The organism is Xanthobacter wiegelii, assembly GCF_043193855.2.
GTDB lineage: Bacteria > Pseudomonadota > Alphaproteobacteria > Rhizobiales > Xanthobacteraceae > Xanthobacter > Xanthobacter flavus_A.
In genome coordinates this window covers 4,882,188-4,903,201 of record NZ_CM195529.1, presented here as the reverse complement: position 1 = coordinate 4,903,201, position 21,014 = coordinate 4,882,188, and the positions used below count along the sequence as shown (strand labels likewise).

General features: G+C 68.5%; 15 protein-coding genes. 6 read left to right on the top strand and 9 right to left on the bottom strand.

Annotated elements, in window-relative coordinates; genetic code table 11:
* Window positions 1-33 precede the first annotated feature (33 nt).
* Together V5F63_RS22905 and V5F63_RS22900 are read left to right on the top strand one after the other, a co-directional pair.
* The gene (locus V5F63_RS22905) at window positions 34-3,690 is read left to right on the top strand and encodes a response regulator (RefSeq protein WP_394101007.1); all 3,657 of its coding nucleotides are present in this window, start codon (window positions 34-36) and stop codon (window positions 3,688-3,690) included.
* Window positions 3,687-4,586, top strand: coding sequence for a CheR family methyltransferase (locus tag V5F63_RS22900; protein ID WP_209486086.1), 900 nt, complete (start codon window positions 3,687-3,689; stop codon window positions 4,584-4,586). Before V5F63_RS22905 ends, V5F63_RS22900 begins: the two co-directional genes overlap by 4 nt.
* 244 nt (window positions 4,587-4,830) lie before the next feature.
* Here the strand turns inward: V5F63_RS22900 and V5F63_RS22895 are convergent, their stop codons facing one another.
* The gene (locus tag V5F63_RS22895; RefSeq protein WP_394101008.1) at window positions 4,831-5,547 is read right to left on the bottom strand and encodes a L,D-transpeptidase; all 717 of its coding nucleotides are present in this window, start codon (window positions 5,545-5,547) and stop codon (window positions 4,831-4,833) included.
* 385 nt (window positions 5,548-5,932) lie between these two features.
* On the opposite strand from V5F63_RS22895, the gene V5F63_RS22890 reads away from it, so the two are divergent.
* On the top strand, window positions 5,933-7,450 hold the full coding sequence (locus tag V5F63_RS22890) for a methyl-accepting chemotaxis protein (protein ID WP_394030505.1): 1,518 nt from the start codon (window positions 5,933-5,935) through the stop codon (window positions 7,448-7,450).
* Between the two features lie 141 nt (window positions 7,451-7,591).
* On the opposite strand, the gene V5F63_RS22885 is transcribed toward V5F63_RS22890, so the two are convergent.
* Window positions 7,592-8,512: a hydrogen peroxide-inducible genes activator gene (locus V5F63_RS22885; protein ID WP_394101009.1), complete on the bottom strand. Its 921-nt coding sequence runs from the start codon at window positions 8,510-8,512 to the stop codon at window positions 7,592-7,594.
* A 98-nt stretch (window positions 8,513-8,610) separates the two neighbouring features.
* Here V5F63_RS22885 and V5F63_RS22880 point away from each other — a divergent pair, with 98 nt between their 5' ends.
* Both V5F63_RS22880 and V5F63_RS22875 read left to right on the top strand, forming a co-directional pair.
* A complete protein-coding gene (locus V5F63_RS22880; RefSeq protein ID WP_209486077.1) occupies window positions 8,611-8,844 on the top strand; it encodes a YdcH family protein in 234 nt (77 codons plus the stop codon).
* Between the two features lie 244 nt (window positions 8,845-9,088).
* Entirely contained in the window at window positions 9,089-10,081 is a 993-nt protein-coding gene (locus V5F63_RS22875) for a TerC family protein (RefSeq protein WP_209486074.1), read from the top strand.
* An 81-nt stretch (window positions 10,082-10,162) separates the two neighbouring features.
* Here V5F63_RS22875 and serA read toward each other — a convergent pair whose 3' ends face one another.
* The 7 genes from serA to ybaL form a co-directional block, all read right to left on the bottom strand.
* On the bottom strand, window positions 10,163-11,749 hold the full coding sequence (serA, locus tag V5F63_RS22870; RefSeq protein WP_394030500.1) for a phosphoglycerate dehydrogenase: 1,587 nt from the start codon (window positions 11,747-11,749) through the stop codon (window positions 10,163-10,165).
* Between the two features lie 354 nt (window positions 11,750-12,103).
* A complete protein-coding gene (locus tag V5F63_RS22865) occupies window positions 12,104-13,279 on the bottom strand; it encodes a phosphoserine transaminase (RefSeq protein WP_209486069.1) in 1,176 nt (391 codons plus the stop codon).
* A 126-nt stretch (window positions 13,280-13,405) separates the two neighbouring features.
* Window positions 13,406-14,242, bottom strand: a complete 837-nt coding sequence (locus V5F63_RS22860; protein WP_394101010.1) for a metal ABC transporter permease — start codon at window positions 14,240-14,242, stop codon at window positions 13,406-13,408.
* Window positions 14,239-15,096: a metal ABC transporter permease gene (locus V5F63_RS22855; protein WP_394101011.1), complete on the bottom strand. Its 858-nt coding sequence runs from the start codon at window positions 15,094-15,096 to the stop codon at window positions 14,239-14,241. The genes V5F63_RS22860 and V5F63_RS22855 overlap by 4 nt, the downstream gene beginning before the upstream one ends.
* 223 nt (window positions 15,097-15,319) lie before the next feature.
* Window positions 15,320-16,216: a manganese/iron ABC transporter ATP-binding protein gene (locus tag V5F63_RS22850; protein ID WP_394101012.1), complete on the bottom strand. Its 897-nt coding sequence runs from the start codon at window positions 16,214-16,216 to the stop codon at window positions 15,320-15,322.
* Entirely contained in the window at window positions 16,213-17,121 is a 909-nt protein-coding gene (locus V5F63_RS22845; protein ID WP_209490007.1) for a metal ABC transporter substrate-binding protein, read from the bottom strand. Before V5F63_RS22845 ends, V5F63_RS22850 begins: the two co-directional genes overlap by 4 nt.
* A gap of 130 nt (window positions 17,122-17,251) precedes the next feature.
* The gene (gene ybaL, locus V5F63_RS22840; RefSeq protein WP_394101013.1) at window positions 17,252-19,141 is read right to left on the bottom strand and encodes a YbaL family putative K(+) efflux transporter; all 1,890 of its coding nucleotides are present in this window, start codon (window positions 19,139-19,141) and stop codon (window positions 17,252-17,254) included.
* A gap of 283 nt (window positions 19,142-19,424) precedes the next feature.
* Between ybaL and hisS the strand changes: the two genes are divergently transcribed.
* Window positions 19,425-20,951: a histidine--tRNA ligase gene (gene hisS / locus V5F63_RS22835; RefSeq protein ID WP_394101014.1), complete on the top strand. Its 1,527-nt coding sequence runs from the start codon at window positions 19,425-19,427 to the stop codon at window positions 20,949-20,951.
* Window positions 20,952-21,014 lie beyond the last annotated feature (63 nt).

The following is a 21,014-nucleotide window of genomic DNA, read 5'->3' as shown; positions in this document are numbered from 1 at the left end:
CATGCTGCGCCGGGCGCGGAAGGGGTTGAGGGGATGCTGGAAAAGCTGACCGAACGGTCGTGGTTCGCCAATCTCGGGATGCAGGCCAAGGCTGGGCTGATCGTCGGCCTCCTCATCTCCATGTTCCTGCTGCTGCTCGGCGCCAACTGGGTGATGGGGCAGATGGTGAAGGCGCAGGAGCGCCGGGTGGAGCAGGTCCGCCAGGTCAGCGTGCTGGCCGCCGACGCGATCCGCGCCTTCAATCGCCGGCAGCTCGAGACGACGCGCACCGCGCTCGCCGAGCCTCGCAACCTCAAGGCCCGACTTGCGGCATCGACCGCGCTCACCACCGAAATGCTCGCGGCCCTGCGCGCGGCGGTGTCGGGCGAGCCCACGCTGCTGCCGTTCGCCGAGCGGGCCTCGCGCATCTCCGGGCGCTGGAGCGACGCGGTGGCGGCGCCCCTTCTGACGGCGGCCGAGAGCGCGGATCTCGATACCATCGAGGCGGCGCTGCGCGTCTTCCTCGCCGCCGAAGCGAGCGAGGAGGGCTATCGCGGCATCGTCGGCGCCATCGACGAATTGAGCGCCGCCGCCTCCGCCGAGGTCGTCAGCGCCCAGGTGGACCTCGACCGCGCGGACGCCATCGTCAGCGCCATCGATCTCATCGCGCTGGTGGCGACCCTTTTCGTGGCGGTGGCGGGCGTGTTCCTCGGTGCCGTCTTCATGGCCATCCCGCTGCGGCGCCTCGCCGAGCTGATGACGCGCCTCGCCGACCAGGACCACACCATCGAGGTGCCCTACGCCGAGCGCAAGGACGAGGTGGGCACGCTGGCCCGCGCCCTCAGGGTGTTCAAGGCCACCTCCATCGCCGCCTATGACACCGATTGGGTGAAGACCAGCCTCAACGCCATCGGCACCCGCCTGCAGGCGCAGGAGGACACCCGCGCCTTTGCCGATGCGCTGCTCACCGAGCTGGCGCCGCTGCTGGGCGCCGGGGTGGGCGTGTTCTACGCCCACGATGAGACGGCGGGACCGGAAGGGGAGGCGCTGGAGCTGGTCGGCAGCTACGCCTTCAGCGAGCGGCGCCATCTCGCCACCCGCGTGCGCCTCGGGGAGGGGCTCGTCGGCCAGTGCGCGCTGGAGCGGCAGACCATCGTCCTCTCGCCCGTGCCGGCCGACCACATGCGAATCCGCACCGGCACCGGAGAGGCGGCGGCCCATACGGTCGTCGCCGTGCCGCTGGTGCTGAAGAAACGCCTGCTCGGCGTCGTCGAGCTGGCGCTCCTCGCCCCCATGGACGAGCGCGCCCGCCGCCTGCTCCACGAGGTGATGCCCCTCGCGGCCCTGTCGCTGGACAATCTGGCCCGCGCCGCCCGCACCCGCGAGCTGCTGGAGCAGAGCCAGAAGCAGGCGCAGGAACTGCGCGTCGCCGAGGAGGAACTGCGCACCCAGCAGGAGGAATTGCGCGCCACCAACGAGCAGCTGCACGAGCGCACCCTGCGCCTCGCCGCCTCGGAGGAGGAACTGCGGGTGCAGGCGGAAGAGCTGCAGGCCTCCAACGATGTGCTGCGCCGCTCCTCGCAGGAGATGACGGAGCAGAAGGAACTGCTCGAGGCGCTGAACCAGCAGATGGAGGCACGGGCCGAGGAACTGCTGCGGGCCAACGAGTACAAGTCGCAATTCCTCGCCAACATGTCCCACGAGCTGCGCACGCCGCTCAACAGCCTGCTGATCCTCTCCCAGGACCTCGCCGAGAACCGCACCGGCAATCTCGACGCCGACCAGGTGGAGGCGGCGAGCATCATCCATTCCTCCGGCTCGAACCTCCTGCGCCTCATCAACGACATCCTCGATCTCTCGAAGGTCGAGGCCGGCAAGATGGAAGTGGTGCGCGAGCCGGTGAAGGTGGCGAGCGTCGCCCAGCGCCTCGAACGCAACTTCCGGCGCCTCGCCCAGGAGCGCAAGCTGCGCCTCTCGGTCAGCGTCACCGAGGCGCCGGACCTCGTGTTCACCGACCCCGGCAAGCTCGACCAGATCCTCACCAACCTCGTCGGCAATGCACTGAAGTTCACCATGCAGGGCCGGGTCTCCGTCACCTTCTCGCAGGACGAGGCGGGCAAGCGGCTGAGGGTGGCGGTGGCCGACAGCGGCATCGGCATTCCGGAGGAAAAGCTCGGCACCATCTTCGAGGCGTTCGAGCAGGTGGATGCGTCCACCCGCCGCCAGTTCGGCGGCACCGGCCTCGGCCTCGCCATCACCCAGCGCCTCGCCGGCCTGCTCGGCGGCAGCGTGAGCGTGGAGAGCTCCCTCGGCCAGGGCTCCACCTTCACGCTGGAGATCCCGGTCGGCGAGCCTTTGCCGGATGAGGCCGACGGGGAAAGCGGGACCGCCCCTTCACTTGCTCCTTCACTTGCCCCCTCCCTCGCGCCGTCCGCAGGCCTCTCGCCTGCGCAGGTCACGTTCGACACCACCCGGCAGGAGCGCGAGGCCGCCGGCCTCTCCGGCCTGCCGCCGGTGCCCGCCGTGAGCGTGGAGGACGACCGCGACCGGCTCACGCCCGGTTCCACCGTGATCCTCGTGGTGGAGGACGATCCGGTGTTCGCCCGCACCCTGGTGGGGCTGGTGCGGCGCAAGGGCTATCTGGCGCTCGCCGCCGGCGACGGCGAGAGCGGCCTCGCCCTCGCCCGCACCTACAGGCCCACCGGCATCCTTTTGGACGTGATGCTGCCCGGCCTCGACGGCTGGACGGTGATCGAGCGGCTCAAGGCCGACGCCGCCACGCGCCACATCCCGGTGCATTTCGTCTCGGCGCTGGACGAGAGCCGGCGCGGCCGCGACCTCGGCGCCGTGGGCTTCCTCACCAAGCCGGTGAGCGCGGAGCAGCTGTCCGAGGCGCTCGGCCTCCTCACCCATTATTCGGCCGACCGCCCCCGCCGCGTGCTGGTGGTGGACGACGACGCCGCCGCCCGCCACGCGGTGCGCACCCTGCTCGCCCGCGAGAAGGCGCAGATCGTGGAGGCGGCGAGCGCCGAGGCGGCGCTGGAGGTGGTCGCTGCCGGCGATCTCGACTGCATCGTGCTCGACCTCGGCCTGCCCGGCATGTCCGGCTTCGAGCTGATCGAGCGCCTCGCCGAGGGGGACAGGCATGTGCCGGTGGTGGTCTATTCGGGCCGCGACCTCACCACCGAGGAGCGCATGAAGCTGCGCGCCTTCACCGATGCCATCGTGGTGAAGGGCGCGCTCTCGCCCGAGCGGCTGCTCGACGAGGTCTCGCTGTTCCTCCACTCGGTGCAGCGCGAGCCGGAGCAGCTCGCGGCCAATCCGGACGGCGATCTCGAAGGGCGCAAGCTGCTGCTGGTCGACGATGACATGCGCAACATCTACGCTCTCGCCAAGGTGCTGCGCGCGCGCGGCGTCAACGTGGTGCTGGCGCAGGATGGCGCCAAGGCGCTGGGGCAGCTCGACGAGCAGCCGGATATCGAGATCGTGCTCATGGACGTGATGATGCCGGTGATGGACGGCTACGAGGCGATGTCGCAGATCCGCGCCCAGCCGCGGTTCGCCAAGCTGCCGGTCATCGCCCTCACCGCCAAGGCCATGAAGGACGACCGGGAGAAGTGCCTCGCGGCCGGCGCCAGCGATTATCTGGCGAAGCCGGTGGACGTGCCGAAGCTGCTGTCCATGATCCGCACCTGGCTCGCCGCCCGATGACCGCGGACACCGACGCGCAGGACGATTCGCCGCCGCCGGCCTCCACAGCGGCGGCGCGGGATGCGCTGGCGCTGGAGACCATCGAGGTGGATCTCTTCGTCGAGGGCCTGTTCCGCCGCTACGGCTACGACTTCCGGGACTATGGCCGGGCTTCGCTCACGCGGCGGGTGCGCAACCTCGCCACCGCCTTCGGCGCCGCCACCATCTCCGATCTCACCGCCGGGATGCTGCACGCGCCGGAGCGACTGCCCGACATCATCGCCGGCCTCTCGGTGCCGGTGTCTGAATTCTTCCGCGACCCGCACGTGTTCCTGACGCTGAAGGAGCGGGTGTTTCCGCTGCTCGCATCCTATCCGGAGATCAACATCTGGCAGGCGGGCTGCGCCCATGGCGAGGAGGTCTATTCCCTCGCCATCCTGCTCACCGAGGCCGGGCTCTACGAGCGCACGCGCATCTTCGCCACCGACATCTCGAAAGCGGCGCTTACCCGCGCCGCCGAGGGCATCTTCCCGCTGCAGGAGGCGGGCGAGGCGGCGCGCCGCTATCGCGCGGCCGGCGGGGCGGCAAGCTTCTCGGACTATTTCCACGCCCGCTACGAGCTGATGAAGCTGGACCAGAAGCTGACGGCCAACGTCACCTTCGCCGAGCACAACCTCGTCACCGACGGGGTGTTCTGCGAGGCCCATCTCATCCTGTGCCGGAACGTGCTGATCTATTTCACCACGCCGCTGCAGGACAAGGTGCTGGGCCGCTTCGCCGAAAGCCTCGTGCGCGGCGGCTTCCTGTGCATCGGCACCCGCGAGAATCTGGAATTCTCGCAGGCCCGCAACCGCTTCCAGCTGATCGACGGCGCCGCCCAGCTCTACCGGTTGCTGCCGGGAACGGCGGCTGGGTAGGTCTGCGGAGCGAGGAGAGTGCCCGCCTATACCACCGTCATCCCCCGGCCCGTCCGGGGGATCCACGGTTACGTTCGTCGGGCTTTCTGGCGGTTGTCACCCTTTACCCGACGCCCCTCTGGCCCATGAGTGGATCGCCCGCACGAGGCGGGCGATGACGGGCGGTGGGGCATGCATGTAGCTGTCGGCGTTAGGGACGCGCTCAGGGCCGCGCAGGCCACGGCCCCTCACGTTCACGAGGCCTTCAGCCCTTCACATAGACCCGCGTGCCGAGCGGGACGCGCTCGTACAGGTCGATGATGTCCTGGTTGAGCAGGCGGATGCAGCCGGAGGACACCTGCTGGCCGATGCTCCACGGCTCGATGGTGCCGTGGATGCGGAACAGGGTGTCGCGGTCGCCGTCATAGAGATAAAGCGCGCGCGGGCCGAGGGGGTTGGTCTCGCCGCCGGGCAGGCCGGCCTGGTAGGGCCCATAGCGCGCGGGCTGGAGGCGGACCATGTTCGCGGTGGGCGTCCAGTGGGGCCACTTTTCCTTGCGCTTGATGGTGGCCCAGCCCTTGAACGAATAGCCCTGCTTGCCCACGCCCACGCCGTAGCGGATCGCCGTGCCGTTGCGGCCGATGAGGTAGAGATAGCGCTCGCTGATATCCACCACGATGGTACCGGGTCCATAGCCGGCGGGGGCGGGAACCTCCTGCCGCAGGAACCGCGGGTCCACCTCGGAAAGGTCCACGGCATCCACGGGGAAGGGCTCGCCGTCCACCGGGCCATACATCATGCTGGCGCGGCTGAGCGGGGCCGGCGGCGCGTTGGTGACGCACGCGGCGAGCGCCAGCGGCGCGCCAAGCACGAACAGGCGGCGGCCGAGGACGGGTGCGTCCTCCGACTTCACCATTTCGGCCGCGGCGCGGGAAGCCTTGACCAGGACCTTCGGGAACAACCGGGGCAGAAACGAAGGCATGCTTGGACCACTCAGACGATGCGAGACCCTACGCCGCACACAACGCACGACGCCGCGCTTCAGTTTCCTGTCGGCGCACGGATGCATTGAAGCCGGATAAGGTGGCGTTAAGGTTAACGCCCGGAAGTTGGAGCCCAACCCGGGCGGGACGACCCAGCCTTTGCTGATCTAGCATCTTCGCTGCGTCGCGGGGTTGCGCCGGGGCCACACCCGCCCCGCCATGTGCATCGCACAATCGTGAACGGCCGGCAGCGCGTTTCGATTTTCCTTCCCGACTCCAGCCTGGGGCAAGCCTCGGCGCCTAGCCCTTTGGGGCGTGACGCGCCGCTTCGGGCAGCGCTGCGGCAGGCGGCGGCCTCTCGCCGTGGAGAACAGGACGGACAGCATGACGGCAAGCGCGCTGCGGGCGAGGCCCGAGCCCACGCCCTCCGGACGCGGCACGGTCGCGAAGGAATTCGGAACCCTCGCCACCGGCATGGCGGCGCAGATTATCGCGGCGCTGCCATATGGCGTGCTGCTGTGCGAGGGGCGCGGCCTTGCCGTGGTTCAGGCCAATGCGGCCGCCACCGAGATTCTGAATGCCGTCGCCGCCGGCCTCGCTGCGTCCCCGGCGGGCCTTCAGGGGATGTCGCTCGGCGCGCTTCATCCGGCGCTGGCGGATCTCGGCCGGCGCCTCGCCGAGCCCGGCTTCCTGCCCCATGAGACGCACCTTGCGGTGTCCGGCGAGACGCTGGCGCTGACGCTCACCGCCTTGCGCGACCGGCACGGCGTCCTTGCCCATGTCATGGTCACGCTGCGCTCCGACACGGCGCGCGCCGGCATCGAAGCCCGCGCCCAGCGGCTCCAGCAGATGATGGAGAACATGCCGGTGAACATCATGACCTGCGATCGCGAGACGCTGGTCGTCGATTATGTGAACCGCACCAGCATCGAGACCCTGCGGCGCATCGAATCCCATCTCCGCGTAAAGGCGGACCAGATGCTGGGCACGTCCATCGACGTGTTCCACAAGCACCCCGAGCACCAGCGTCGCCTTCTCGCCGATCCCGCGAACCTGCCGCACAATGCCCGCATCCGCGTCGGGCCGGAGACTTTGGACCTGCGCGTCTCGGCCATCTTCAAGGCGGACGGCAGCTATGACGGCCCCATGCTCACCTGGGACGTGATCACGACCGCCGTTGCCACTGCCGAGGGCGTGACCGAGGTTGGGGAAGACATGTCCCGCACCTCCGAGGCCAGCCAGTCGGCCTCCGCCGAGCTGCTCCAGCTCACCGAGCGCACCGAGGAGATGGCCACCGCGGTCTCGTCGGCCGCGCAGGAAATGTCCGCCTCGTTCAACGGCATCTCGCACCAGATCGAGCGGGCCAGCACCATGTCGCAGGAGGCGACCCAGCGCGCCGCCCGCACCAACGAGCTGGTGGAAAGCCTCGCCACCAGCGTCGGCCGTATCGGCAACGTCACTACCCTGATCGAGAAGATCGCGGCGCAGACCAACCTCCTCGCCCTCAACGCCACCATCGAGGCGGCGCGCGTGGGCGAGGCCGGCAAGGGCTTCGCGGTGGTGGCGCAGGAGGTGAAGGCGCTGGCGCTCCAGACCGCCAAGGCGACGCAGGACATCCGCCACCAGGTGGAGCAGGTGCAGCAGGACGGCAGCGTCGCCACCGAGGCGGTGTCCGACATCACCCAGAGCATCGCCAACCTCGGCGACCTGTTCGTGGAGCTGTCGGCGGCCATGGCGCAGCAATCGTCCACCTCGCGCTCGGTGTCCGACAGCATCGACGGCGTGTCCCATGCCGCCTCCGACATCCGCCGCGCGGCGGTGGGCGTGCGCGCCATCGCCGATCAGGTCGCGAGCTACGCGGACCGCCTGCGCCGCGAGGTCTCGGCCCTTCTGCGCCGCTGATCCGGCACGGCTTTTCTGAAAACGGCTGCACGGCCCTTCGCCAGCCGTGCGCCGCCTCGCCCCGCCCCCCGCCCGGGCGAGGGGTGACGGCCCGCCCGCTTCCCCCGGGCGGGCCGCACGCCGTTTGCGGTGTCGTTCAGGTCAGCCGGGCTCGAGACCCAGCTCCCGGCAGGTGCCCTCGCTCTCGCGCGCCAATTGGTCGAAATGGGCGGCGCGGTTGTTGCCCGCGCGCCAGAAGAAGCCCATGTCCCGCGTCGCCGGCCAGCCCTCCACCTTGAGCAAGGCGATATGGTCCTGCACGCGGAATTCCGAGCGCGCGTAAAGCTCGGGGAAGAGCGACAGGCCCATGCCCATGATGACCATCTGGCGCAGGGCATCGAGGCTCGTGCCCTCGTAATCCTCCCGCACCTGGGCGCCGGAGGCCGCCGCCAGCGCCCGCGCGCTTTCGAACAGCTGATGGCCGCGCCCGAGGGTCAGCAGCCGCTCGCCCCTCAGCTGGCCGATCTCCACGCTCTCGCCCTCGCCCAGGCGGTGGTCGCGGGCGGCGCCGAGATAGATGGCTTCCCGGCACAGGCGGCGGAAAGTGAGCACCGAGCCGGACAAGGGCTGCGGGCCGAGGCCGCAATCGAGATTGCCGGCGGTGACCTCCCGCTCGATCACCGAGGGGCGTTCCTCGCGGATGTAGATCTGGAGGCCGGGGTAGCGCCGGTGCAGCACCGGCAGGAGGTGGGGCAGGAAGTAGGGCCCGAAGGTGGGCGCGACGCCGAGCCGGATCAGCCCGCCGAGATTGTCCGCTCCGGTGGCGGCGGTGGCGACGATATCGTCCAGCGCCTGCAGCACCGCCCGGGCGGAGGCGATCACCCGCTCGCCGATGGCGGTGGGGATGACCCGGCCGCGCGTGCGATCGAACAGCGGCGTGCCGAGCTGCTCCTCAAGCAAAGCCACCTGCACCGAGAGCGTCGGCTGCGAGACATGGCAGCGCTTGGCTGCCGTGCCGAAATGCCCGGTCTCGGCGAGGGCGACCACATATTCGAGCTGGCGATGGCGTGGCCGGAAGGGCATGGCGATTTCATAGTCCAGAGCTATTACCAATATAGCGACTATGGATTGGAGCTATCAAGCGCCCGGCCCCATCCTCTTCCCATCGAAAGGAGGTTGTCGTGGACCAGTTCATGAAATCCCTGAAGACGCGCCATAGCCTGATCGAGGAGGAGATCTCCTCCGAGCAGACACGGCCGAACCCCGACCGCAATCGCGTGCTGGCACTGAAGAAGATGAAGCTCCGCCTGCGCGACCAGATCGAATATCTGCGCCGGGAGGGGGCCGACATGGCCCGCGTCGTGGTCGTCCACCGCAAGAGGTGGGCGGAAGTCACCCTCAAGCCGGCGAGATAGTCCGGCACAGCGCCCGCGCGCAGAACTACCGCGCGCCCCCCGGCGCCCGGACCCTTTCCCTCAACACGCGAGGTCCGGGCCCCTCTGACGGGCGCGGATGCGGACCGGCCTGCCCCAGGGCAGGCCGGATCCGTGCCCGCAAGCCCGCCATGTCGGTCCTCCTATCCGGTTTCCTGCCCCGTTTCTGCCCGGCGCCGCTCTTCGCGGCGGCCGCCGCTGGCGCAGGCCCTGAAAGGACCGTCCCATGGATCAAGTCATCGCGCTTCTGTTTCTGGATGTCGCCGGCAAGCCGCTCTGGCTCTGGCTCGGCTTCCTCGCCATCGTCTTCGCCTTGCTCGCCTTCGACCTCGGCGTGCTGCACCGCGACTCGCGGGAGATCGGCATCGCCGAAAGCCTCAGGCTCTCCGTCTTCTATATCGCCGTGGCGGCCGTGTTCGGCGGCTGGATCTGGGCCTCGATGGGGCCGCAGGCCGGCATGCAATACTTCACCGGCTACGCCATCGAGAAGGCGCTCTCCATCGACAACGTCTTCGTCATCTCGCTGATCTTCAGCTACTTCTCCATTCCGCGCGCCTATCAATACCGGGCGCTGGTGTGGGGCATCATCGCCGTGCTGGTGCTGCGCGGGCTGATGATCGGCGTCGGCGCGGCGCTGGTGCAGGCCTATGACTGGGTGCTGCTGCTGTTCGGCGCGTTCCTGCTCGTCACCGGCATCAAGATGCTGTTCGCCAGCGAAGGCGAGACGGACATCTCGCAGAACGCCGCGCTGCGCTTCCTTACCAAGCGGATGCGGGTGACGCACGAACTCCACGGCGAGCGCTTCTTCGTGCGCCAGCCCCATCCGGTCACCGGCAAGGCCGTGCTGTGGGCGACGCCGCTGTTCCTCGCCCTGGTGGTGATCAATATCGCGGACTTCGTGTTCGCGGTGGATTCGGTGCCGGCGATCTTCGCCATCACCACCGACACCTACATCGTGTTCACCGCCAACATCATGGCCATCCTCGGCCTGCGCGCCCTCTACTTCGCGCTGGCCGCCATGGTTCACCGCTTCTCGCACCTGAAGTATGCGCTGGCCGGCGTGCTCGTCTTCATCGGCGGCAAGATCTTCTGGAGCTACTTCTTCGGCAAGGTGGACCCGGCCATCTCGCTGGGCGTAACGGTGGCCATGATCGCGGCCGGCATCCTCTTCTCCCTCTGGCGCACCGGCGGCGGGACGGATGTGAAGCACGCGGCCTGATCCGTCTGAAACGAAAGAAGCCCCGTCCGGCCGGACGGGGCTTCTGCTTTTTCGGGGGGCAGGCTCGGAAGGCGAGGGCCCTCAGAAAGCGAGAGCTTTGGCCGCCTTCACCTGCGGCAGGGCCTGCACCTTGGCGAGCAGTTCGGCGGGCACCGCGCCGTCCACCGCCACCAGCGCGATGGCATCGCCGCCCGCATGATCGCGGCCGAGGGCGAAGGTGGCGATGTTGATACCGGCATCGCCGAGCAGGCCCGCGAAGCGGCCGATGAAGCCGGGCTTGTCCTCGTTGGTCACATAGACCATGGCGGGGGCGAACTCGGCATCCACCTTGATGCCCTTGATGTTGACGATACGGGGATGCCCGTCCGCGAACACCGTGCCGGAGACGGAGCGCTCGAACTGCTCCGTCACCACCGTCACGGTGATGAGGCTCTCGTAATCGCCGGTGGCGGCGCGGGTCGTCTCCTCGATCACCACGCCGCGCTCCTTGGCGACGGAGGGGGCGGAGACCACGTTGATGTCGGCCAGCGCCGGGCGCAGCAGGCCGGCCACCGCCGCCGAGGTCAGCGCCTTCACCTTCAGGTCGGCCACCGCGCCCTCATAGATGATGCGCACGGTCTTGATGTCGGTGTCGGTGAGTTGGCCGGCGAAGGAGCCGAGCTTTTCCGCAAGCTCGATGAAGGGCTTCAGCTTCGGCGCTTCTTCCGCGGTGATGGAGGGGAAGTTCACCGCATTGGAGATGGCGCCGGTGAGGAGATAGTCGCTCATCTGCTCGGCCACCTGCAGCGCGACATTCTCCTGCGCTTCCGTGGTGGCGGCGCCGAGGTGCGGCGTGCACACCACGTTGGGATGGCCGAACAGCGGGTTCTGCTCGGCGGGCTCCACCGTGAACACGTCGAAGGCGGCGCCGGCCACGTGGCCGCTGTCCAGCGCGGCGCGGAGGGCGGCCTCGTCCACCAGGCCGCCGCGGGCGCAGTTGATGATGCGCACGCCCTTCTTGGTCTTGGCGAGATTCTCGGCCGAGAGGATGTTCTTGGTCTTCTCGGTGAGCGGCGTGTGCAGCGTGATGAAATCGGCGCGGGCGAGCAGGTCTTCCAGCTCCACCTTCTCCACGCCGAGGTCGAGGGCGCGCTCGGGCGAGAGGAAGGGATCGAAGGCGATGACCTTCATCTTCAGCCCCACGCCGCGCTCGGCGACGATGGAGCCGATATTGCCGCAGCCGATGATGCCGAGGGTCTTGGCGGTGAGCTCGACCCCCATGAAGCGGTTCTTCTCCCACTTGCCGGCCTGGGTGGAGGCGTCCGCCGCCGGGATCTCGCGGGCGAGGGCGAACATCATCGCAATCGCATGCTCGGCGGTGGTGATGGAATTGCCGAACGGCGTGTTCATCACGATCACGCCCTTGGCGGTCGCGGCCGGCAGGTCCACGTTGTCCACGCCGATGCCGGCGCGGCCGATGACCTTGAGGCGGCTGGCCTTCTCCAGGATCTTCGGCGTCACCTTGGTGGCCGAGCGGATGGCGAGGCCGTCATAATTGCCGATGATCTCGGCCAACTTGTCCTTGTCCTTGCCGAGGTCGGGCTGGAAATCCACCTCCACGCCGCGGTCCTTGAAGATCTGGATGGCGGCGGGGGAAAGCTTGTCGGAGATGAGAACGCGGGGTGCCATGGGATGGGCTCCGTTTCGCGAAGGGGATGAGCCGGGCATGCGCGGTCGTTCGCGCGTCTCCGGCGTGGACCTCGCCCGCTTGCGGGGGAGGTGAAATGGGGCGGGGGGCGGCGCTCTCCCCTCTCCCCTCGAACTCGGCTGTTGCCGAGTTCGACTTTCACGAACCTAACTCGGCAACAGCCGAGTTCGGCCGGGAGAGGGGCCGGGGGTGAGGGGGCTCGTGGCGTCAAGAGCTGTGCTTTCGGCGAGGTCTTACCCCTCACCCTAGCCCTCTCCCGCAAGGGGAGAGGGGACGCAGTGCGCCAAGCCGAACCGCTTGCCCAGCCTTACCCAGCTTAAATCACGCCGCCGAAATCACGCCGCCTTGGGCAGCGCGGACTTCGCCTCGGTGAAGGCCCAGTCGAGCCAGTGGGTCAGGGCTTCCACGTCGGCGCGCTCGACGGTCGCGCCGCACCAGATGCGCAGGCCGGGAGGGGCGTCGCGATAGGCACCGATGTCGTAGGCGATGCCGCCCTTCTCAAGCCCGGAGGCGATGGCCTTGGCGAAGGCGGCCTGCGCGTCGGCGGGCAGCGCGGTCACGTCCGCATCCACCACCTTCAGGCACACAGAGGTGTTGGAGCGCGTCACCGGGTCGGTGGCGAGGAAGTCCACCCACGCCGTGCGGTGCACCCACTGGGCGATGGCCTCGAAGTTGCGGTTGGACCGCTCCTGGAGCGCCGAGAGGCCACCGATATTCTTCGACCACTTGAGGGCGTCGAGATAGTCCTCGACGCACAGCATGGACGGGGTGTTGATGGTCTCGCCCTCGAAGATGCCTTCGATGAGCTTGCCGCCCTTGGTCATGCGGAAGATCTTGGGCAGGGGCCACGCCGGCTTGTAGCTCTCCAGCCGCTCCACCGCGCGGGGGGAGAGGATGAGCATGCCGTGGGCCGCCTCGCCGCCGAGCACCTTCTGCCAGGAGAAGGTGACCACATCGAGCTTGGCGAAATCGAGTTTCTGCGCGAACGCCGCCGAGGTGGCGTCGCAGATGGTCAGGCCCTCGCGGTCAGCCGGAATCCAGTCCGCGTCCGGCACCATGACGCCGGAGGTGGTGCCGTTCCAGGTGAAGACCACGTCGTGGGTGAAATCGACGCTCTTGAGGTCCGGCAGTTCGCCATAGGGGGCGGTCAGCGTGCGGGCATCGGTGAGCTTGAGCTGCTTGATGACATCCGTCACCCAGCCCTCGCCGAAGCTTTCCCAGGCCAGCATGTCCACCGGCCGGGCGCCGAGCATGGACCACAGCACCATTTCCACGGCGCCGGTATCGGAGGCGGGGACGATGCCGATGCGGTAGTCGGCCGGCACTTCCAGCACCTCACGGGTGAGGTCGATGGCTTCCTTCAGCTTCACCTTGCCGACCTTGGCGCGGTGCGAGCGGCCGAGGGGGGCGTCGGAAAGCCCTTCCAGCGTCCAGCCGGGACGCTTGGCGCAGGGGCCGGAGGAAAAATTGGGGTTCTCCGGGCGCGTGGCCGGAGCAGGATTCATCGTCATGTGGTCCATCCTTACAGATGGGCGCCTCCCGTTGGGGGGAGGTGTCCCACGGATGGGGTTACGCCTCGTGGGGGTGGGGCGTCAAGGGCGATGAGGGGGCTGCTGCCGAAGGCTTGATCTTGGCGCTTAAACAGAAGGCAGGCTTGCTTCGGATTGCCGCGCCTTCATCCGCACCCCGACGAACGCCGCGATGAACACGCCCGTCATCAGCAGCACGATGGTCGGGGCGGGCGCCGAGTCCAGGAAGAAGGAGAGATAGACGCCGGCCAGCGAGCAGGAGACGGCCACCAGCACTGCTGTCACCAGCATCCAGCCGAAGCGCTTCGTCACGAGAAACGCGATGGCCCCCGGCGCGATCAGCAGGGCCACGGCGAGGATGATGCCCACGGCTTTGAGCGCCGCGACGATGGTGAGCGAGAGCATCACCAGCAGGCCGTAGTGCAGAAGGCCGGTGTGGAGCCCCACCGCCTTCGCCTGCGCGGGGTCGAAGGCGTTCAGCAGCAGGTCGCGCCATTTGGCGAGCAGCACCAAAGTCACGAGGCCGGCGATGAGCGCGCTCTCGGCGATGTCGCCCCAGCTTATGCCGAGGATGTCGCCGAAGAGGATGTGGTCGAGGTGCACGTCGGTCTGGATCTTGGTGTAGAGCACCAGTCCCAGCCCGAACATGCCGGAGAAGACCACGCCCATCACCGTGTCTTCCTTCACCCGGCTGTTGGCCTTGAGATAGCCGGTGCCGAGCGCGCAGATCATGCCCGCCACGAAGGCGCCGAAGGCGAGCGGGAGCCCGGCCATATAGGCCAGCACCACGCCCGGCAGCACCGCGTGGGAGACCGCATCGCCCATCAGCGACCAGCCCTTCAGCACCAAAAAGCAGGAGAGCAGCGCCATGGGCACCGCCACCAGCGCGGCGATGACGAGGGCCGTCTGCATGAAATCGAACTGGAAGGGGGCGAGCAATGTCATGCTCCCTCCCTCAGGGCCGCGGCCGCCTGCCGTCGCGCCGCCAGCAGGCCGTGCTTGGGGGCGAAGACGAAGGCGGCGAGGAAGATCGCCGTCTGGAGCACCACGATGATCCCCCCCGTGGCGCCGTCGAGAAAATAGGAAGCATAGGCGCCGACGAAGCAGGTGGTGGCGCCGATGGCCACCGACAAGGTGATGAGGCGGGGGAAGCGGTCGGTGAGCAGATAGGCGGTGGCGCCCGGCGTCACCACCATGGCGATGACGAGGAAGGCCCCCACCGTCTGCAGCGCCGCCACCGTCGAGGCCGACAGCAGGGTGAAGAACATCACCTTCAGCGCGGTGGGTTTCAGGCCGATGGAGCGGGCGTGGCTCTCGTCGAAGAAGGTCACCATCAGGTCCTTCCAGAACACGAGCAGCAAGGCGAGCGAGACGAAGCCGATGATGGCGAGTTGCAGCGTGTCGGCGGGCGAGATGGCGAGGATGTTGCCGAGCACGATGGTCTGCACGTTCACCGAGGTCGGCGACAGCGAGACCATGAACAGGCCGAGCCCGAAGAAGGAGGTGAAGATGAGGCCGATGACCGCATCCTCCTTCAGCTTGGTCCGCTCCTGCAAAAACAGCATCGCCCCCGCCGCCAGCGCCCCGGCGAAGAAGGCGCCCACCGAGAAGGGCAGCCCCAGCATGTAGGCCCCCGCCACGCCCGGCACGATGGAATGGGACAGCGCATCGCCGATCAGCGACCAGCCCTTGAGCATCAGGAAGGCGGAGAGGAAGGCGCAGACGGCGCCGACGAGCGCCGACACCCACATGGCGTTGACCATGTAGGAATAGGTGAAGGGTTCGAGGAGGAGGGTCATGGCGTTGCCCTCCGGCGCCGGCCCGTATCCCGGCCGACCGCAGCGGAGCGCGAGCGCAGCGGAGGGAGAGTCGGGATCCAGCGCAAGGACATGCCGAAGGCGCCTTGCTCCGGAGGCCGCTGGATTGGGGCTGCTGCGCAGGAGTCTTGCGCTGGGCCCCGGCTCGGCGCTCCAGCTGCGCTGTCGCTTGTCCGGGGCGCGAAGGCGGTTCCGGGTGCGCCCATCACCCGATCCCCTCGCTCGATCCCGCCGTGCCGCTCTGGGCGGGGCGGTCCTTGTAGAGCACGAGGGGGCGCTCGTCGTCGGTGAGCACGCCAAGGGTGCCGGGGGTGGCGGAATGGCTCTCATCCAGCACGAAATGGCGCAGCACGCCGCCGAACGCCTGTTCGAGATTGGCTTGCGTGAACACCTCGGAGGTGAGGCCGTAGGCGAGCACGGTGCCCTTCACCAGCACCGTGCGGTCGCAGAATTCGGGCACCGAGCCGAGATTGTGGGTGGACACCAGCATCACCCGCCCCTCGTCGCGCAGGGCGCGCAGCAGGGCGATGATGGCGTCCTCGGTCTTCACGTCCACGCCGGTGAAGGGCTCGTCCAGCAGGATCACGCGGGCGTCCTGCGCCAGCGCGCGGGCGAGGAACACGCGCTTTCGCTGCCCGCCGGAGAGTTCGCCGATCTGCCGCGTGCGGAAGTCCAGCATGTTGACGCGCGAGAGCGCCGCCTCCACCGCCGCGCGGTCGGCGGCGCCGGGCATGCGCAGGAAGTTCATGTGGCCGTAGCGGCCCATCATCACCACGTCCTCGACGAGGACGGGGAAGGTCCAGTCCACCTCCTCGGCCTGCGGCACATAGGCGACCACGTTGCGCTTCAGCGCCTCGGGCACGCTCATGCCGAGAATGCGCACCTCGCCGCGCGCCGCCTTGAGGAAGCCCATGATGGTCTTGAACAGGGTGGACTTGCCCGAACCGTTCACCCCCACCAGCGCCGTGATGGTGCCGGTGGGAATGGCGAAGCTCGCGTCACGCAGCGCCGTGTGGCCGTTGCGATAGGTGACGGTGACATGCTCGACGAGGATGCCGGCGCCGGCCTCGGCGAGGCTCTGGCGGGAGAGGGGCGCGTTCATTGTGCCGCCTTTCCCGTCAGGCCGGCGGCGATGGTGCTGCTGGTCACCCTCAGCAGGTCGAGATAGGTGGGCACCGGCCCGGACGCATCGGAGAGGGAATCCACATAGAGCACGCCGCCGTAGCGCGCGCCGGTTTCCCGTGCCACCTGCTTGGCGGGCTCGGCCGAGATGGTGCTTTCCGAGAAGATGACGGGGATCTTGTCCTTCCGCATCAGGTCCACCACGCGGCGCACCTGCTGGGGGGTACCTTGCTGGTCGGCGTTGATGGGCCAGAGGTAGAGCGCCTTCAGGCCGAAATCGCGGGCGAGGTAGGAGAAGGCGCCCTCGCTGGTGACGAGCCAGCGCTGCTCGGCCGGCACCTTTTCCAGCTCGGCGCGGATGGGGTCGATGGCGGCGGTGATCTTCGCCTTGTAGGCGGCGGCATTGGCCGTGTAGGTCGCGGCGTTGGCCGGATCATACTTCACCAGCGCGTCGCGGATGTTGTCCACGTAGATCAGCGCGGCGGAGGGCGACATCCAGGCGTGCGGGTTGGGCTTGCCGCTATAGGGGCCGTCCGTGATGCCCATGGGCTCGACACCCTTCGAGACCACCACGCTCGGCACGTTCTTCAGGCGCGAGAAGAATTTCTCGAACCACAGTTCCAGGTTCAGCCCGTTCCACAGGATCAGGTTCGCGCCCTGCGCCTTGATGAGGTCGCCGGGGGTCGGCTGGTAATTATGGATCTCGGCGCCGGGCTTGGTGATGCTCTCCACCTGCGCGGCGTCGCCCGCCACGTTCTTCGCCATGTCGGCGATGACGGTGAAGGTGGTGACCACCTTGAACGGCGGAGCCGCCCGGGCCGGCTGGGGGGCGAGAAAAGCCGCCGCGGCGGCGAGGGCGAGCGCCGGAAAATGCCGGCGGGACAGAACGAAAGCGTCGGGCACGGGAATGCTCCGGTCCGGCGGTCGTGACGGGTGCGGCCGCCTCTGTTGCGATCAATTCGCAAAAACTACCGCACCCTTCCTGCAATTGCAAATTATTCGCAATAAGGTCGAGCTACAGCGTCTCTTTTTGCGCCGCCGCAGCAGGCTCCGCAAGGCCGCGCTGGTTGGGGCCGGGCTCCACGGAAGCGGCGGCTGCCACGCCCGATGCCGAGTCGGCCACCTGCGCGGCATCCGGGGCAAGCGGCGGTCCCGCCTGATTTCCGCCCGGCACCGCCTGTTCGGCGGCCGCGGCTGCGGCGATATCGTTCTGCGAGGTCTCCAGCACATGCGCCAGCATGCCGCGCGCCACCTCCCGCTCGCCCATGATGATGAAATCGGCCCCGCTCTGCCTCAGGTGCTCGACTTCCGCATCCGAATGGGCGCGCGCCACGATCTCGATGCCGGGATTGAGCTGGCGCGCCCTCTTCAGCACGTTGCTGGCCTCGAACCCGTCCGGGATGGCGAGGATGATGCGCCGCGCGCCGGCGAGATTGGCCGCCGCAATGGCGGGGGCCGAGGCGGCGTTGGCGTTCACCGCCTCCAGGCCGAGGCGCTTCAGCTCCTCCAGCCGGTCGCCCTGGTCCTCGATGACGAGGAAGGGCGTGCCCGCCGCCTTCAGCCCGTCGGCGACGAGGCGGCCCACCCGGCCGTAGCCCACGAGCACAGTGTGGTTGGCGAGCGCCGTCACCGGCAGTTCAGGAATGGGCTGCGGGGCAGGGACGGGCGCGGCGGCTTTCTCCGGCCGCAGCGGCGCATGGCGGGCGCGGTAGCGGTCCAGCACCAGGAAGAAGAAGGGGTTGGCGAGGATGGAGATGATCGCCGCCGCGAGGATCAGGTCGCGCCCCTCGGACGGCAGCAATTGCAGGTCCACGCCCAGCGCCACGAGGATGAAGGAGAATTCGCCGATCTGCGCCAGCGAGGCGGAGATGGTGAAGGCCGTGGAATTGCCGTAGCCGAACGCCCGCACGATGAGAAAGGCGGCGATCGACTTGCCGAACAGCACGATCAGCACCGTCACCAGCAGCGGAACCGGGCTCTTCACCACGATGGAGGGGTCCACCAGCATGCCCACCGAGACGAAGAACAGCACGGCGAAGGCGTCGCGCAGGGGCAGCGTCTCCTCGGCGGCGCGGTGGGAGAGGGGGCTTTCGCTCAGCACCATGCCGGCGAAGAAGGCGCCGAGCGCGAACGACACGCCGAACAGCTTGGCCGAGCCGAATGCGACGCCCAGCGCGATGGCCAGCACCGCGAGGCGGAACAGCTCGCGCGAGCCGATATGCGCCACCCAGTGCATCACCCACGGGATGACGCGGCGGCCCACCACCAGCATCAGCACGACGAAGCCCGCCACCTTCACCAGCGTGACGGCGAGGGTGGTCCACACATCCCCGCCGAGGCCCAGCCAGTCGATGGTGCCGGTGGTCACCGTGCGTCCGCCCAGCGCGCCGGAGAGGGCCGGCAGCAGCACCAGCGCCAGGACCATGGCGAGGTCCTCGACGATGAGCCAGCCCACCGCGATGCGCCCCTGCTCGCTCTCCACCATGCGCCGTTCCTGCAGGGCGCGCAGCAGCACCACGGTGGAGGCGACCGACAAAGCGATGCCGAAGACGATGCCCGCCCCGAGGCCCCAGCCCATCGCCCAGGCGAGGCCCATGCCCATGAGGGTCGCCACCGCGATCTGCACCACCGCGCCGGGAATGGCGATGGCTCTCACCGACAGAAGGTCGGACAAGGAAAAATGCAGGCCGACGCCGAACATCAGGAGGATGACGCCGATCTCCGCCAGCTCCAGCGCCAGATGCTCGTCGGCCACGAAGCCGGGGGTGAACGGCCCCACCAGCACGCCGGCGAGGAGATAGCCCACCAGCGGCGACAGCTTGAGGCGCTGCGCGATGGCGCCCAGCACGAAGGCGAGGACGAAAGCCCCCACGAGGGTCGCAATAAGCGGCGTGTCGTGGGGCAAGCGTGTCCTCCATGCGGCAATGGGCGCCACTCCGCGCCCCAGGGCACAGCATGACGGCAGGTCTGGGATGAGGATCGGTCGGCGGTTGCCGTGACCCGTTTACATCATGCGCGCAGAACACGGCGCTGTCATGGCGCAGGTGACGAAACGGAAGCTTTATGCACCGTGCGCAGCCGTTCCCGGCCCGCGACCTTGCCGTCACCGGCCCCGTCCTCTAAGACGCCCCGACCCTTGCATTTACCGAGCGGGACACGGGTCCCGAAGCATTGAAGCTCGAAGCATCATGGCCAAAGAATTCAAGCCGAAGGCGCGGCTCCCGCGCGGCCTTGTCGACCGCACCGGCGCGGAGCTGTCCGCCACCCGCGCCATGCTGGAGAAGATCCGCGCCGTCTATGCGCTCTACGGCTTCGAGGCGCTGGAGACCCCGGCCATCGAATATACGGACGCGCTCGGCAAGTTCCTGCCCGACCTCGACCGGCCCAACGAGGGCGTCTTTTCCTTCCAGGACGATGACGAGCAGTGGCTCTCCCTGCGCTACGACCTCACCGCGCCGCTGGCGCGCTATGTGGCCGAGCATTTCGAACAGCTGCCCAAGCCCTATCGCTCCTACCGGGCGGGCTATGTCTTCCGCAACGAGAAGCCCGGCCCCGGCCGCTTCCGCCAGTTCATGCAGTTCGACGCCGACACGGTGGGCGCTCCTTCGGTGGCCGCCGACGCCGAGATCTGCATGATGGCCGCCGACACGCTGGAGGCGGTGGGCATTCCGCGCGGCTCCTATGTGGTGAAGGTGAACAACCGCAAGGTGCTCGACGGCGTGATGGAGGCCATCGGCCTCGGCGGCGACGAGAATGCCGGCCGCCGCCTCACCGTGCTGCGGGCCATCGACAAGTTTGACAAGTTCGGCGCCGAGGGCGTTGCCCTCCTGCTCGGTCCCGGCCGCAAGGACGAGAGCGGCGACTTCACCAAGGGCGCGGGCCTCGATGAGCGTCAGGCCGCCGTGGTGCTCGCCATGCTCACCGGCAAGGGCGTGCGCGCCACCGACGTGGGCGTCGAGGTGGAACTGGACGATGTCGGGCTCGCCGCCGCCCTCGCCGGCAATGCCGCCTTCCAGGACGGCATGGCGGAGCTGAACGACATCCGCACCCTGCTCGCCGCCGGCGGCTATCAGGACCGGGTGAAGATCGACCCTTCCGTGGTGCGCGGCCTCGAATATTACACCGGCCCCGTCTACGAGGCCGAACTGACCTTCGAGATCACCGACGAGACCGGCCGCCCCGTGCGCTTCGGCTCGGTGGCCGGCGGGGGGCGCTATGACGGCCTCGTCGCCCGCTTCCGCGGCGAGAAGGTGCCGGCGACCGGCTTCTCCATCGGCGTCTCCCGCCTGCTCGCGGCCCTCGCCTTCCTCGGCAAGATGGACGCGGACGTCGAGGTCGGCCCCGTCGTGGTGCTGGCCATGGACAAGGAGCCGGCCCGCATCGCCGATTACATGAAGATGGTGGCCGAGCTGCGCGCCAACGGCATCCGCGCCGAGATGTATCTCGGCGGCGCCGGCATGAAGGCGCAGATGAAGTACGCCGACCGCCGTGGCGCCCCGGCGGTCATCATCCAGGGCTCCAACGAGAAGGACGCCGGCGAGGTCCAGATCAAGGATCTGGTGGAAGGCGCGAAGATCGCCGCCGGCATCGCCGACAATGCGGAATATCGCGCCGCCCGTCCTGCCCAGTTCGCGGTGAAGGAAAGCGAGATGGTCGCCGCCATCCGCGACGTGCTGGAGCGCCGCGCGGCGCCCTCGCTGGGGCTGGACGACTGAACACCGCCGCGGTCTGAAACGAAAATGGCCCGCCTCCGGCTTGAGACGGGCCATTTTTATTGG